We start from the raw sequence: 14,756 nt of genomic DNA, 5'->3' as shown, positions 1-14,756 counted from the left end.
TTAAATCCGCATCATCCGCGTTCAAAAAAAGCGGGAGCAACGTTCAAAAAATACAATATGAAAATTACATTAAACAGAGTAAACGACAATTTCCATTTCGAATTAAAAAACGAACGTGGCCATATAGTAAATGTAGATAGCCGTCCAGAATTTGGTGGCGATGATCAAGGATCAAGTCCAATGGAATTAGTATTAATGGGAGTTGCAGGATGTAGCGCTATTGATATGATTTCGATTCTAAAAAAACAACGTCAAGAAATCACTTCATTTAAAGCTGAGGTAGAGGGAGAACGTATTCAGGTTGGTGAAGCAAAACCTTTTAAAGACATTTACTTGGTCTTTTATTTAGAAGGAAATATAAAAGAAGACAAAGCTGCCAAAGCTGCTCAACTTTCTTTCGATAAATACTGCTCGGTTTCTAAAACTTTAGAACCAACGGCAACCATCCATTATAAAGTAGTTTTGAATGGAGTGGAATTAGGTAAAATCTAAAAATAAAATTAATCGTTTGAAGAGGGAGGGAGTGTTGAAATACTAATTTCGAACAACTTTAAACTTTAAACTTTAAACAAAAGAGAATGAATAATTCAGAATTTGGTTTTGAAACCGAAGCCATCCGTACCCAATTAGAACGCACCCAATATTTAGAGCACTCCGTTCCATTATACTTAACTTCTAGTTTTGTGTTTGAAGATGCCGAAGACATGCGTGCTTCATTTGCAGAAGAGAAAGATAGAAATATTTATAGCCGTTACAGCAACCCAAACACCAACGAGTTTGTAGAAAAAGTATGCAAGATGGAAGGCGCAACTGCTGGTTTTGCCTTTGCCTCTGGAATGGCTGCCGTATATTCAACCATGGCTGCATTATTGAAATCTGGCGATCATATCGTTTCGTCAAGTAGTGTTTTTGGGGCGACGCATTCGTTGTTTGTCAATTATTTTCCAAAGTGGAATATTGAAACCTCGTATTTTGATATCAATAAGCCTGAAACCATTGAAAGTTTCACTACACCCAATACAAAGATTCTTTTTGCTGAATCGCCAACGAATCCCGCAGTCGATATTATAGATCTGGAATTGCTAGGGAATATTGCCAAAAAGCACAATTTGATATTAGTAATTGATAATTGTTTTGCGACTCCTTATTTGCAACAACCTATAAAATGGGGAGCGCATTTGGTCGTGCATTCTGCTACAAAGTTAATGGATGGTCAAGGACGAGTTTTAGGCGGAGTAACGGTTGGTAATCCCGAGTTGATTCATAAAATCTATTTGTTTTCCCGACTTACGGGACCTTCTTTATCCCCATTTAATGCGTGGGTTTTATCAAAAAGCTTAGAGACATTAGCAATTCGTTTGGACAGACATTGCGAAAACGCCTTGAAGGTTGCTGAGTTTTTAGAACAGCATCCAAATGTGAATAAGGTGAAATATCCTTTCTTGAAATCACATCCACAATATGAAATTGCCCAAAAGCAAATGAAGTTGGGTGGCAGCATTGTCGCTTTTGAAATAAAAGGAGGACTTGAAGCAGGACGTAACTTTTTGGATAAAATAAAATTATGTTCGTTGTCACCAAACTTGGGAGATACCAGAACCATTGTTACACATCCGGCATCAACAACACATAGTAAGTTATCAGTTGATGAGAGATTAGCGGTAAGTATTACAGATGGTTTAGTACGTGTTTCTGTAGGACTGGAAACTGTAAAAGATGTAATTGCTGATTTAGAGCAGGCACTTTCTTAAACGTTTTTCTTATAGCATATATTTAAAACCCACAGTTTATAGCTGTGGGTTTTGTGTTTATATTTGAGATTATTAAAATGAAAGTTTTGTTTGAGTTTTAAAGTATTATCTTAGTTTTTTTTAAAATATATATGGCACTAGGAAAGACAATAAAAATATTTTTGATTGATGGAGATTCAAATGGACGTATGAGTTGTGAACTTTCTAATTGGACAGGGAAAGCTTATAAAATACCAAGAATTAACATTAAAGAATGTTCAGATAGAGATGATTTGAATAACACTGGAGTTTATTTACTTTTTGGAAAAGACGAAGAGGATAATGATTTGGTTTATATTGGAGAAGCTGAATCTGTTTTTAGTAGGTTAAAACAACATTTAAGCGGAAAGGAATTCTGGAATGAAGCTATTGTTTTTATTTCTAAGGATGACAACCTTAATAAAGCTCACATCAAGTATTTGGAAAATAGACTTCACGATATTGCAATAAACTCTAAACGTTATAAAGTTGAAAATTCAATGATTCCGACACAATCATCTATTTCAGAATCTGATAGAGCAGAAATGGAAGAGTTTATTGGATATGTCAAAATTCTAGTTAATACATTAGGGCATAAAGTATTTGATGATAAAAGAGTAGTGAAGGTTCAGCAAAAGCAAAACTTTTTCTTTATTAAGGCAGCGCGAGGTGCTGAAGGACAAGGAGAGCCAACATCTGATGGTTTTTTGATATTCAAAGGTTCTAAAGCTGCGTATGTAATTACAAATTCTTTAAGTGCAAGTCTTGTGAAAAATAGACAAAAGCTCATTGATGAAGGTTTACTTGTTAATAAAGGCGATTATTATGAATTTGTAGAAGATTATATATTTAGTAGTCCATCTACAGCTGCTGCAATTTTGATGGGTAGAAGTGCGAATGGACAAACGGAATGGAAACTTGCAGACGGAAGGTCTTTGAAAGATTTTGAAACAACTATTTAAAGTAAGAATCTTTTTTATGTAAATTAGATTCAAAATAGCATATTTTTGTTGTTATTGAATAGTTAATTGGGTTTTTTATATCAAAAATCCTTATCCTTCAAAAATGAATTAAAAATCTTTACCATGCTTTCAAAGAAAACAAAATACGGAATTAAAGCGTTGACTTTTTTGGCTCGCCAAGAAGATCAAACGCCAGTTGCTATTGCTGATATTGCAAAAAGCGAAAATATTTCCGTGAAATTTTTGGAAAGTATTTTGTTGCTTTTGCGTCATTCTGGTTTTTTGGGTGCCAAAAAAGGAAAAGGAGGCGGTTATTATTTGATAAAAGACCCGAAAGAGATTAATATGGCCAAAGTGTACCGTATTCTCGAAGGTCCAATTGCTTTGTTGCCCTGTGCAAGTCATAACTTTTATGAAAAATGTGATGATTGTAAAGATGAGGTTGCCTGTGCAGTTCGCAAATTAATGACTGAAGTACGTGACAATACATTAAAAATATTAGAAAACAACACACTTGCTGATATCGCTTTTTAGTCAATCCGATTAAAGTAATTCGCAGATAAAAAAATACCCTTTCATTGGATAGACAATGAAAGGGTATTTTTTTTTGAATTAATAACTGGAAGTTTAACCTATGAAAACTAGTTTGTAGCCTACAAAAAACAACATCATCGCAATGGCATTTCTAAGAAATAAGTCAGGCACTTTTCCACTTAGCATACTCCCTACGTATATTCCAGGAAGTGACCCTATTAATAACTGTCCTAGCAAGCCCAAGTCTAAATTTCCCATTGTGGCATGTCCTAAACCTGCTACAAGTGTTAAAGGAACAGCATGAGCAATCTCAGTACCAACTAATCTGGGAGTTGCTAAAAGAGGGTATAGGAAAAATAAAGTTACCGTACCTAAAGCTCCTGCGCCTATAGACGTTAGTGTTACAGTTGCGCCTAGTAGTACACCTATTGCAACGGTTAGTATATTTTGTGTTTTACTCTCGCTATGAAATTTGTCACCAGAATGTTTCTGAGAAATAATCAATAGTTTCTTTTTGAACAAAACTGCTATCGAGGTTAAAAGTAGTGCCCAACCCAGACTATATTTAATTACTGCATTTAAAGCAGTAATGTCTGTTTTGATACTATGTAAAATCCACAAAGTTAATAATGCCGCAGGGACACTCCCTAAGGATAGCCAACCCGTAATGGTCCAATTAATATTCTTTTTTTTATGATGCACATAAATACCACCCATTTTGGTAAATGCCGCATACAATAGATCCGTGCCAACAGCTGTTGTTGGAGGAATACCAAACCATAATAATATAGGTGTCATCAAAGATCCACCTCCTACACCAGTTAAGCCAACAATGAAACCTACGGTTAAACCTGCGATGACTAATCCTATTTGAAAATCCATACAAATAATTTTTGGTCAAAATTAATAACTATTTTATAATTATCCTATAGGGGAAGTAGACTAATTGAAATATATTTTAAAAATTAAACAATTATTAGAATTTCATGATTTTATTTAGGAATAACAATAATGGAATTAAGATAAATATTTTATTTAATAATTTTATGCCTCGGGGGACTAATATGCTTTTGTTGAGTAGTTAAGGTGCTATTGCTTTTGGGTGCAGAAAAGTAATTTTTTGTTTTGTAGTTTGGAAATAAGTAGTACTTTTGCGTAGTAATCTACTAAACCGATAGGATAATGGATTTTGTAAAATAAAAAAGAAAAATGAGCGCAACTATAGTACATGCATTAATAGAAAAAACAAAGGACTTCTCAATTGAAGAAACTTTTGCTTTTTTGGCCAATGAATATAAAGATAAAGTAGTGTTTTCGACTTCTTTTGGTCAAGAAGACCAAGTGATAACAGCTTTAATTGCTAAAAGTGATACGGCAATTAACATCTTCACTTTAGATACAGGCCGTTTGTTTCAAGAAACCTACGATGTTTTTCATAAGACATTAAAGAAATACAAAAAACACATTGAAGTATATTTTCCTGAAGCGACCGATGTTCAAAATCTATTGAATGCAAAAGGACCAAATAGCTTCTACGAGTCGGTTGAAAATAGAAAAGAGTGCTGTTTTATTAGAAAAGTAGCGCCATTGACTAAAGCTTTAAAAGGAAATTCAGTTTGGATTACTGGTTTAAGAGCCGAGCAATCTGAAAGCAGAAATGATTTAGATCTTTTTGAATACGATGCGAAGTTTGAAATAATCAAATTCAACCCTTTACTAAAGTGGACTTTGAAAGAAGTAGAAGATTATTTAGAAAAAAATAATGTACCGCAAAATGCATTACATAAAAAAGGATTTGTAAGCATCGGTTGCGCTCCTTGTACCAGAGCAATAGCCGAGGGAGAAGACATCAGAGCTGGAAGATGGTGGTGGGAATCAAGTCACAAAGAATGTGGTTTGCACCAAGGGTAAATTCAAGAGAATAGAAAAAAGAATAAAGAGAATAGAAATTATAAATAGTAGAGAGGGTTTAGTTTAGGTCGCAACAACCTTAAACTTTAAACTTTAAACTTTTAAACTAAAAATATGAGTTCAATATTAAAAACAAACGCATTAGAAAGCGAAGCGATATACATTTTTAGAGAAGTTATTTCTCAATTTGATAAGCCAGTATTGCTTTTTTCTGGAGGTAAAGATTCAATTACTTTGGTGAGATTAGCGCAAAAAGCATTCTTCCCAGCTAAAATTCCTTTTCCATTATTGCACGTAGATACAGGGCATAATTTCCCTGAAACAATCGAATTTAGGGACCGATTGGTTAAAGAATTAGGTTTAGAATTAATTGTTCGTAATGTACAAGACGCTATTGACGAAGGAAAAGTAGTTGAGGAAACAGGAAAATATTCTAGTAGAAACAGTTTGCAAACTACAACTCTTTTAGATGCGATTGACGAATTCAAGTTTGATGCTTGTATTGGTGGTGCGCGTAGAGATGAAGAAAAAGCAAGAGCTAAAGAGCGTATTTTTTCTGTTCGTGATGATTTTGGTCAATGGGATGAAAAAAACCAACGTCCTGAATTGTTTGATTTATTGAACGGGAAAATTGAAAATGGGCAAAACGTACGTGTTTTTCCTATTTCAAACTGGACAGAATTAGATGTGTGGAGTTATATCGAGCAAGAACAAATCGAAATCCCATCAATTTACTTCTCTCACAAACGTAAAGTATTCTTGAGAGACGGAATGATTTGGTCACACTCTCCTTTTGTTTACCAAGAAGAAAATGAAGAAATTGAAGAACGTATTGTTCGTTTTAGAACAGTAGGAGATATGAGTTGTACAGCGGCAGTTGACTCTCATGCTGCAACAATATCAGAAGTAGTTGGTGAAATTAGAATGTCTACAATTTCTGAGCGTGGAGCTAGAATTGACGATAAACGTTCTGAGGCAGCGATGGAGAAAAGAAAACAACAAGGATACTTTTAGGATGCAGTTCTTGAGAATCTTTTTGGGTGTATTTCTTTTTAGTACTGGTTTAATTGCACAAACAGAGAAAAACGTTGACAAACAAAGTTTGCTCTGGACACGATATTATAATCAGCTGGAATTAAATACAAAATGGTCTGTTCATACTGAGATTGATAATAGGATTTTTATAAATCCCGTAGCGGAAAATATATTTGTAGGCCGCGTTCAACTTAGAGATAAGGTAACAGATAAGGTAGAGTTAGGAGCTGGTTTTGCTTATTTCTCGGTAGCAACACAAGATCCTGAGGTTAAAACTGGGTTTCATATTCCTGAATATCGTTTTCAGCAAGATGTAACAGTAAAACAGAGTTTAGGTAAAGTGAATTTAAATCATAGATATCTATTAGAAGAACGGTTTGTTCACAATGCGAGTAAATTAATGCTTGAAGATGGAACCACGTTCTATCTCAGATTTAGATATCGAATCCAAGGAGATTATACTTTTTGGAAGAAGGAAAAGCAATATCTAAAAGCAATTTTATACGATGAAATAATGATTAATGGCGGAAACAAAATTATCAAAAACACATTCGATCAAAACCGAGTTTATGCAGCAGTACAAGTGGGAGTGAGTCCAGCAGTTGCTTTAGAATTAGGTTATTTGAATAGTTTTCAAGAAAGATCAAATGGTGTAGATTATTTCAATAGAGATATTATACGATTCAGTTTCATTCACAAGGTTAAAATATAATACAGAGTACGTGTTCTGTATAGAAATAAAAATAAAAACATTCAGATTTAAAAGTTTGTATAGAGGCATTCAACAAAACTTGAAACCTTAAACTTGAAATCCTGAAACAAAACATATAAAATGGAAGTTTTAAAAATAGCAACAGCAGGAAGTGTAGATGACGGAAAAAGTACATTAATCGGAAGATTATTATACGATACACAATCTTTGACGACAGACAAACTGGAAGCAATAGAAAAAAGCAGTAAGCAAAAAGGATATGATTATTTAGATTTTTCTTTGGCTACTGACGGATTAGTTGCTGAGAGAGAACAAGGAATTACAATTGATGTAGCGCATATTTATTTTTCTACTGCAAAGAAAAGTTACATCATTGCAGATACTCCAGGTCACGTAGAATACACTCGTAACATGGTTACAGGAGCTTCAACTTCACAAGTATCGATCATTTTAATTGATGCGCGTAAAGGTGTTATTGAACAAACCTACCGTCACTTTTTTATCAATAATTTATTGCGTGTAAAAGAGGTAATTGTTGCTGTTAATAAAATGGACTTGGTTGATTATTCAGAAGAAGTATATAATAAAATCAAAGCCGACTTTGAAGCATTGAACGCGAAAAGTACTTTCAAAGAGCAAAACGTAAGTTACATTCCGTTGAGTGCTTTGACAGGTGATAATGTAGTGGAATCATTAGGTGGAATGCCATGGTACGAAGGACAAACAATCCTAGAACACCTTGAAGCTTTGGATCCTGCAGATGTTTACGAAAAAGGAAAAGCACGTTTTCCAGTTCAAACTGTTATTCGACCAAAAACAGAAGAGTACCACGATTTTAGAGGGTATGCTGGTAAACTTTATGGGAATAATATTAAAGTAGGAGATGCTGTAACTGTTTTACCTTCTTTAACCGAATCTAAAGTAACTAACATCCACTTTTTTGATCAACAATTTGATGAAGCTTCAGTGGGTTCTTCTATTACTATCGAATTAGAAAATGATATCAATGTGACAAGAGGAGATATGATTGTAAAATCATCTGAATTGCCTAAAGTTGAAAAAGACATCAATACAACAGTGTGTTGGATGGACAGTAAAAAGTTGGTTCCAGGGGCAAAATATTTTGTACAACATAATACCAACAGAGTTTTGGCTAAAATTGACAGCGTGAAAAATGTAATTGCAACTGATTTTTCAGGAACTACAGAAGCGTCTCAATTAGCAATTAACGAAATAGGAGAAGTAAATATCAAGTTAAGCAAAGCAATCTATTTTGATGCTTACAACGACAATAAATCAAATGGTGCTTTTATCTTAATCGATGCAGCAACCAATACAACAGCAGGAGTAGGGTTTATACGATAGGAATCCCCACCCCAGTCCTCCCCAAAGGGGAGGGAGAGATTGTAGAAAATGTTTGTAGATAAACTTTGTGGCTATGAAGTTTATAACCAGAATATAACACAATAAAGCTCCTCACTGGCTCCCCCTCCTTCGGAGGGGGCCGGGGGGAGGATAACAGTAAATAGGTATGGAAAGTTTTAGAACCGAAATAGAGAATCCGATTGTTGAAAAAGAGATAATCGACTTAGAAAGAAAAATCGCCTTATTCAAAGACGGTAAAATTGACGATGAGCGTTTTCGTAGTCTGCGTTTAGCGCGTGGAGTTTACGGTCAGCGTCAAGAAGGCGTGCAAATGATTCGTATCAAATTGCCTTTTGGTAAAGTGACTAGTGAACAATTAGTGCGTATTACTAAAGTTTCTGATGAGTATTCAACAGGGCGTTTGCATATTACTACGCGTCAGGATATCCAAATTCACTATGTGAGTTTAGATAGAACGCCAGAACTTTGGGCAAACCTTGCCAAAGACGATATTACATTACGTGAAGCTTGCGGGAATACGGTAAGAAACATTACGGCAAGTGAATTGGCTGGTGTTGATGTTGACGAACCTTTTGACGTGTCGCCTTATGCGCACGCTATGTTTCAGTTTTTCTTGAGAAATCCTATTTGTCAAGAAATGGGACGTAAATTCAAAATGTCATTTTCTTCTTCTGATAAAGATACGGCCTTAAGTTATTTGCATGATTTAGGATTTATTCCAAAGATTGTAAACGGGGAACGCGGTTTCAAAGTAATGCTTGGTGGAGGATTAGGTTCTCAACCACATCACGCTGAATTATTATCAGAATTTATTCCGGTGAACCAAATCATCCCAACAACAGAAGGGGTGTTAAGAGTTTTTGATCGTCATGGTGAAAGAGCCAAACGTTTAAAAGCACGTATGAAATTCCTAATTAAGGATATTGGAAGAGATGAGTTTTTACGTCTAGTTGATGAAGAGAAAAAAGCATTGTCATACCAATCATACGAAATTGATACTACTGCTTTTGACGGTGCAATTCCAGCTACTTTATTAGAAGTACCTGCAGTAACTATTGACGATACAGCTGCTTATGAAGCTTGGAAACAATCGAATGTGATTGCTCAAAAACAAGCGGGTTATGTTGCGATAGGTATTAAAGTCCTTTTAGGAGATTTTTATACAGATAAAGCGAGAGCGTTGGCCGAATTAATTAAAAATTATGGAGCAAATGAATTGCGTTTTTCATTAAAGCAAAATATTGTTCTTAGAAATATAAAAGAGGAAAATTTACCATTCTTCTACCAAGAACTAGCCAAATTAGACTTCGTGACTTTGGGTTACGATACAATTAACGATATCACCGCATGTCCAGGAACAGATACCTGTAATCTTGGAATTGCAAGTAGTACCGGAATTGCTGAGGAATTAGAAAGAGTATTAAAATTAGAATTTCCGCAATATAAAGAGAATAGAGAAATCACAATCAAAATTAGTGGTTGTATGAACGCTTGTGGACAACACAACATGTCTTCAATTGGTTTTCAAGGAATGTCTATCAACTCAGGTAAATTAGTGGCTCCGGCTTTACAAGTATTGCTTGGAGGCGGAATTTTAGGAGATGGAAAAGGACGTTTTTCTGATAAAGTAATCAAGATTCCAAGTCGGAGAGGACCTGATGCATTACGTTATATCTTAAATGATTTTGAAGCGAATGCTAACGGAAAGTCTTTCTTAGATTATTATGACGCTCAAGGCGAAAAGTATTTCTACGAATTCTTAAAACCTTTGGCGGATGTTACTAATCTTACCGACGAAGATTTTATCGATTGGGGAAATGCTGACAATTATGTAAAAGCGGTTGGAGTAGGGGAATGTGCTGGAGTTGTAATTGACCTAGTAGCAACTTTAATTTTGGAAGCCAAAGATAAATTGACTTTTGCACAAGAAGCTTTCGAAGATAAAAATTGGGCTGATGCTATTTACTTGGCGTATGCAGGTTTTGTAAATGGTGCTAAAGCTTTGTTATTGGCTGAAAACCAAAAAACAAACCACCATGCAGGAATCATCAATTTGTTTGATACTGTTTTTGTTGAAACTAAAAAAATAGCTTTAGATTCAACTTTTAAAGACTTAGTATACCAAATTAATCAAAATGAACCTTCTGAGGCTTTCGCCAAAAAATACATACAGGAAGCAATTGCTTTCTTTCAAAATATAGAAACCTACAGAGCAAAAGACTTAGCTAATGCATAAAACAGTAAAACCAATAGTAACTTTAGTAGGAGCGGGGCCTGGAGATCCAGATTTGCTTACTATAAAAGGAGCAAAAGCACTTGCTGAAGCCAATGTGGTTTTATACGATGCTTTGGCTAATGAAGAGTTGTTGAGCTATGCTCCTAAACGCGCATTGAAAATATTTGTTGGAAAAAGAAAAGGATGCCACGCTTACACGCAAGACCAAATCAACCAACTAATTGTAGATAATGCCTTAACTTATGGCCATGTCGTTCGTCTTAAAGGGGGGGATCCTTTTATTTTTGGTAGAGGAAGTGAAGAAATAGACTATGTAGAAAGTTTTGGAATTCCTACATTTGTTGTTCCTGGAATTTCATCGGCTATCGCCGTACCTGCTTCTCAAGGGATTTCCTTGACAAAAAGAGGTGTTTCGGAGAGTTTTTGGGTAATAACAGGGACAACTTCGGCGCGAAAACTATCAACAGATGTGGCTTTGGCGGCTCAATCATCAGCAACAGTTGTTGTTTTGATGGGGATGAGTAAGTTAGACCAGATTGTGTCTATTTTTCAAAATGAATCTAAGGGAGAAACGCCCGTAGCAATTATTCAAAACGGAACCACTCCAGAGGAAAAAATTGGAATAGGAACAATAAATTCGATTCAGCAAGTAGTTGCCGACAAGAATTTAAGTTCTCCAGCCATTATCGTAATTGGAGAAGTAGTAGCTGATAGTAAGAAAAGCAACGGATTTTATAAAGAATTAAAATCCATTAGCAACAAACATGTAATATATGGAAAGGAATGAATTATACCCCGTATTTCTAAAACTCAACAATCTTAATGTATTGATTGTAGGAGGTGGAAATGTAGGTTTAGAAAAATTGACATTCATGCTGAAATCCAGCCCTAATGCAAATGTTGAGGTTGTTGCACCAAGGTTTTTACCAGAATTAGTTGAGTTGGTCAATAAGCATGATTCGGTAAAGTTGACCATGAAGAAATTCAAGAAAAAGATGCTAAAGAAAAGGCATATGGTTATTGCTTGTACCGATGATCTTGAAGTGAATAAAAGGATTTATGATTTATGTAGAGAAAGATATTTAATTTGTAATATTGCCGATACACCGCCACTTTGTGATTATTATTTAGGTGGAATTGTAACTAAAGGAAACGTGAAAATTGCCATTTCAACAAATGGAAAATCGCCGACAACAGCGAAAAGATTAAGGGAGTTTTTTGAAGAAGTGATTCCTGAGGATATTAATAAAATGGTAGAAAATCTCAATGAATATCGCAAAACCTTAAAAGGTGATTTCGAAGAGAAAGTACAAAAGATGAATGAGATCACAGCTTCGTTGAAAAATAAAGAATACAGAGAATAGAGCAAAGAAATTAGAGAAGAGAATAAAGAAAATAGAACATAGTGTTCGAATGATATTTATCATTTATTTTTGAGCGAATCATTCGTTCCTTTGTGAACAAAATAATAAGTAAGAACAAGTATAACAAAAGAAACTCTTCCCAGTCTCCCCCTCCTGATAGCTATCGGGATTGGAGGGGGCTGTGGGAGGAATAAAAGTATTGAACATGATTGAAACAGATATCCTAATAATAGGAGCCGGACCAACTGGTTTATTTGCCGTTTTTGAAGCAGGATTATTAAAATTAAAATGCCATATATTAGATGCTTTGCCACAAGCAGGTGGGCAGCTATCTGAATTATATCCTAAAAAACCTATCTACGATATTCCAGGGTTTCCTGAAGTACTAGCGGGAGATTTAGTAAATAATTTAATGGAACAAATCAAACAATTTGAGCCAGGATTTACCTTAGGAGAGCGTGCTGAAACAATCGTAAAACAAGAAGACGGAAGCTTTATTGTAACTTCAAACGAAGGGACTGAGTTTCATGCTAAAGTAGTTGCTATTGCAGGTGGTTTAGGAAGTTTTGAACCTAGAAAACCACTTATCGACGGAATCGCTTTCTATGAAAATAAAGGAATTAAATACTTTATCAAAGATCCAGAAGAGTTTAGAGATAAAAGAGTTGTGATTGCAGGTGGAGGAGATTCAGCGCTTGACTGGAGTATTTTCCTGACAGATGTAGCATCAGAGGTGACATTGATTCACCGTCGTAACGAATTCCGTGGCGCATTAGACTCTGTTGAAAAAGTACAGGAGCTAAAAGATTCAGGAAAAATTCGTATGATTACACCGGCTGAGGTAGTAGGATTAAATGGAGCAGAGCACATCGAGTCGATTGTTATCGATGAAAATGGAGCACAAAGAACCATTCCTACAGATTACTTTATTCCACTTTTTGGTCTTACGCCAAAATTAGGTCCTATTGGAAACTGGGGATTAGAAATAGAGAAAAATGCAATCAAAGTAAATAATGCTTTAGATTACCAAACTAATATTCCAGGTATTTTTGCTATCGGAGATGTGAATACCTATCCAGGTAAACTAAAATTAATCCTTTGTGGTTTTCACGAAGCGACATTAATGTGTCAGGCAGCTTACCAAATTATCAATCCAGGGAAACGTTATGTGTTGAAATATACTACAGTTTCAGGTGTTGACGGATTTGACGGAACTCGTAAAGAAGCTCCAAAAGCAGTGGTTAAAGCCATTGTGTAACAATTCGAATAAAAACCAATAAAAAAATATAGCGTTAATACTTGCAAGTATTAGCGCTATGTCTTTTCTTTGTAGTGTTCCTATATTTATTGACAGTTATCACGAAAGGCGGAGGGAAAGACCCGATGAAACCTTAGCAACCCTTTATCTTATAAAGAAGGTGCTACATTCTACTTTATGCTGAATATATTTCAGCATCTAAGATAGATAACACAAGAATACTTCCACAGTATTTCTCAAACCTTTTCTTGACAACATATCGATATTTTTTTTAGAGCGAATGATTGGTGCTTTTTTGCCATCATCTTTCCTGCTGTACGCTATATCTTTTTATCCTGAATTTAGTTCAGGATCCTGAACTAAATTCAGGATAAAAAGGATGCCGCTCCCATCAGGGCTAAAGAGAAACAATAGTGAACTTTTGGAATTAATAATCAAAAGTATAGATCCCAATTCACATTGTGGTTTACAAGAAATAAAAAGTTATGTCAAGCATTCAAGAAGCCATTAAAAAAAACATACTCATTCTCGATGGAGCCATGGGAACTATGTTGCAACGCTACAATTTCTCCGAAGAAGATTTTCGAGGAGAGCGTTTCAAAGATTTTCCACATTCCTTAAAAGGAAACAACGATTTATTATCACTCACACAACCACAAGCTATAAAAGCGGTGCATGCTGCTTATTTTGAGGCAGGAGCTGATATTGTTGAAACCAATACTTTCTCAGGAACCACCATCGGAATGGCCGATTATCATCTAGAAGACATTGTTTATGAATTGAACTACGAATCGGCCAAAATTGCCCGTGAAGTAGCCGATGAATGGACAGCTAAAAATCCGGACAAACCTCGTTTTGTAGCTGGTTCAATAGGACCAACAAACAGAACGGCAAGTATGTCACCAGACGTAAATGACCCAGGATATAGAGCAGTAACTTTTGATGATTTGCGTATTGCGTACAAGCAACAAGTAGAAGCCTTAATTGACGGCGGAAGTGATCTATTATTGGTCGAAACTATTTTCGATACTTTAAATGCAAAAGCAGCACTTTTTGCAATCGAAGAAGTAAAAGACGAACGCAATATCGATATTCCCATCATGGTTTCAGGAACAATTACTGATGCGTCAGGAAGAACACTTTCTGGACAAACGGTAGAAGCGTTCTTGGTTTCGGTTTCACACATTCCATTGTTGAGTGTAGGATTTAATTGTGCTCTTGGAGCTGATTTGTTAAAACCATACTTACAAACATTGTCGCAAAATACTGCTTTCAATGTATCGGCACATCCTAATGCAGGATTGCCAAATGCCTTTGGAGAATATGACGAAACACCAGCCGAAATGCAATCACAAATAAAAACATATCTCGACGATAATTTGGTAAACATCATAGGTGGATGTTGCGGTACAACCCCAGAACACATCAGGTTAATTGCAGATATTGCCAAGGATTATAAGCCAAGAGTATCAACAGCAACAATGTAAAAACGTAAAGACGCGATTTGTCGCGTCTATATTATAGTCACCTACTAGCGCAAGCGTCTCGCTTGTGCCCGCAAAGAGAGTAAAACGTTCTTTAAAAAAATA

At 35.4% G+C, this 14,756-nt stretch carries 14 protein-coding genes and 1 riboswitch; of the genes, 13 read left to right on the top strand and 1 reads right to left on the bottom strand.

Features of this window, described 5'->3' with window-relative positions; genetic code table 11:
* Nucleotides 1-57: 57 nt before the first annotated feature.
* From QO200_RS14665 to QO200_RS14650, 4 genes are all read left to right on the top strand, one after another.
* Nucleotides 58-492: an OsmC family protein gene (locus tag QO200_RS14665; protein ID WP_371541342.1), complete on the top strand. Its 435-nt coding sequence runs from the start codon at nucleotides 58-60 to the stop codon at nucleotides 490-492.
* An 86-nt stretch (nucleotides 493-578) separates the two neighbouring features.
* The gene (locus tag QO200_RS14660; protein WP_371541339.1) at nucleotides 579-1,751 is read left to right on the top strand and encodes a PLP-dependent aspartate aminotransferase family protein; all 1,173 of its coding nucleotides are present in this window, start codon (nucleotides 579-581) and stop codon (nucleotides 1,749-1,751) included.
* A gap of 131 nt (nucleotides 1,752-1,882) precedes the next feature.
* Entirely contained in the window at nucleotides 1,883-2,731 is an 849-nt protein-coding gene (locus tag QO200_RS14655) for a GIY-YIG nuclease family protein (RefSeq protein WP_371541336.1), read from the top strand.
* A 123-nt stretch (nucleotides 2,732-2,854) separates the two neighbouring features.
* A complete protein-coding gene (locus tag QO200_RS14650) occupies nucleotides 2,855-3,265 on the top strand; it encodes an Rrf2 family transcriptional regulator (RefSeq protein WP_371541335.1) in 411 nt (136 codons plus the stop codon).
* 93 nt (nucleotides 3,266-3,358) lie between these two features.
* Here QO200_RS14650 and QO200_RS14645 read toward each other — a convergent pair whose 3' ends face one another.
* Nucleotides 3,359-4,147, bottom strand: a complete 789-nt coding sequence (locus QO200_RS14645) for a sulfite exporter TauE/SafE family protein (RefSeq protein ID WP_371541333.1) — start codon at nucleotides 4,145-4,147, stop codon at nucleotides 3,359-3,361.
* A gap of 327 nt (nucleotides 4,148-4,474) precedes the next feature.
* Between QO200_RS14645 and QO200_RS14640 the strand changes: the two genes are divergently transcribed.
* The 9 genes from QO200_RS14640 to QO200_RS14600 all read left to right on the top strand — a co-directional run bounded on the left by QO200_RS14640 (nucleotide 4,475) and on the right by QO200_RS14600 (nucleotide 14,654).
* Nucleotides 4,475-5,176 (top strand): phosphoadenylyl-sulfate reductase, encoded by a 702-nt coding sequence (locus QO200_RS14640; protein ID WP_371541331.1) that lies wholly within the window; start codon nucleotides 4,475-4,477, stop codon nucleotides 5,174-5,176.
* A gap of 114 nt (nucleotides 5,177-5,290) precedes the next feature.
* A complete protein-coding gene (gene cysD / locus QO200_RS14635) occupies nucleotides 5,291-6,190 on the top strand; it encodes a sulfate adenylyltransferase subunit CysD (RefSeq protein ID WP_371541328.1) in 900 nt (299 codons plus the stop codon).
* The gene (locus QO200_RS14630; protein ID WP_371541325.1) at nucleotides 6,120-6,923 is read left to right on the top strand and encodes a DUF2490 domain-containing protein; all 804 of its coding nucleotides are present in this window, start codon (nucleotides 6,120-6,122) and stop codon (nucleotides 6,921-6,923) included. The genes cysD and QO200_RS14630 overlap by 71 nt, the downstream gene beginning before the upstream one ends.
* Nucleotides 6,924-7,043: 120 nt before the next feature.
* Nucleotides 7,044-8,288, top strand: a complete 1,245-nt coding sequence (locus tag QO200_RS14625) for a sulfate adenylyltransferase subunit 1 (protein WP_371541323.1) — start codon at nucleotides 7,044-7,046, stop codon at nucleotides 8,286-8,288.
* 166 nt (nucleotides 8,289-8,454) lie between these two features.
* On the top strand, nucleotides 8,455-10,545 hold the full coding sequence (locus QO200_RS14620) for a nitrite reductase (RefSeq protein ID WP_371541321.1): 2,091 nt from the start codon (nucleotides 8,455-8,457) through the stop codon (nucleotides 10,543-10,545).
* A complete protein-coding gene (gene cobA, locus QO200_RS14615; protein WP_371541318.1) occupies nucleotides 10,538-11,332 on the top strand; it encodes a uroporphyrinogen-III C-methyltransferase in 795 nt (264 codons plus the stop codon). Before QO200_RS14620 ends, cobA begins: the two co-directional genes overlap by 8 nt.
* The gene (locus QO200_RS14610) at nucleotides 11,319-11,909 is read left to right on the top strand and encodes a bifunctional precorrin-2 dehydrogenase/sirohydrochlorin ferrochelatase (protein WP_371541315.1); all 591 of its coding nucleotides are present in this window, start codon (nucleotides 11,319-11,321) and stop codon (nucleotides 11,907-11,909) included. Before cobA ends, QO200_RS14610 begins: the two co-directional genes overlap by 14 nt.
* A 205-nt stretch (nucleotides 11,910-12,114) precedes the next feature.
* Nucleotides 12,115-13,167, top strand: a complete 1,053-nt coding sequence (locus QO200_RS14605; RefSeq protein ID WP_371541312.1) for an NAD(P)/FAD-dependent oxidoreductase — start codon at nucleotides 12,115-12,117, stop codon at nucleotides 13,165-13,167.
* 93 nt (nucleotides 13,168-13,260) lie between these two features.
* Nucleotides 13,261-13,381: riboswitch (SAM riboswitch) on the top strand.
* 271 nt (nucleotides 13,382-13,652) lie between these two features.
* On the top strand, nucleotides 13,653-14,654 hold the full coding sequence (locus tag QO200_RS14600; RefSeq protein ID WP_371541309.1) for a homocysteine S-methyltransferase family protein: 1,002 nt from the start codon (nucleotides 13,653-13,655) through the stop codon (nucleotides 14,652-14,654).
* Nucleotides 14,655-14,756 lie beyond the last annotated feature (102 nt).

The sequence above is a fragment of the Flavobacterium sp. Arc3 genome (genome assembly GCF_041431375.1).
Classification (GTDB): Bacteria; Bacteroidota; Bacteroidia; order Flavobacteriales; family Flavobacteriaceae; genus Flavobacterium.
This window is presented reverse-complemented; position numbering and strand designations above follow the sequence as displayed.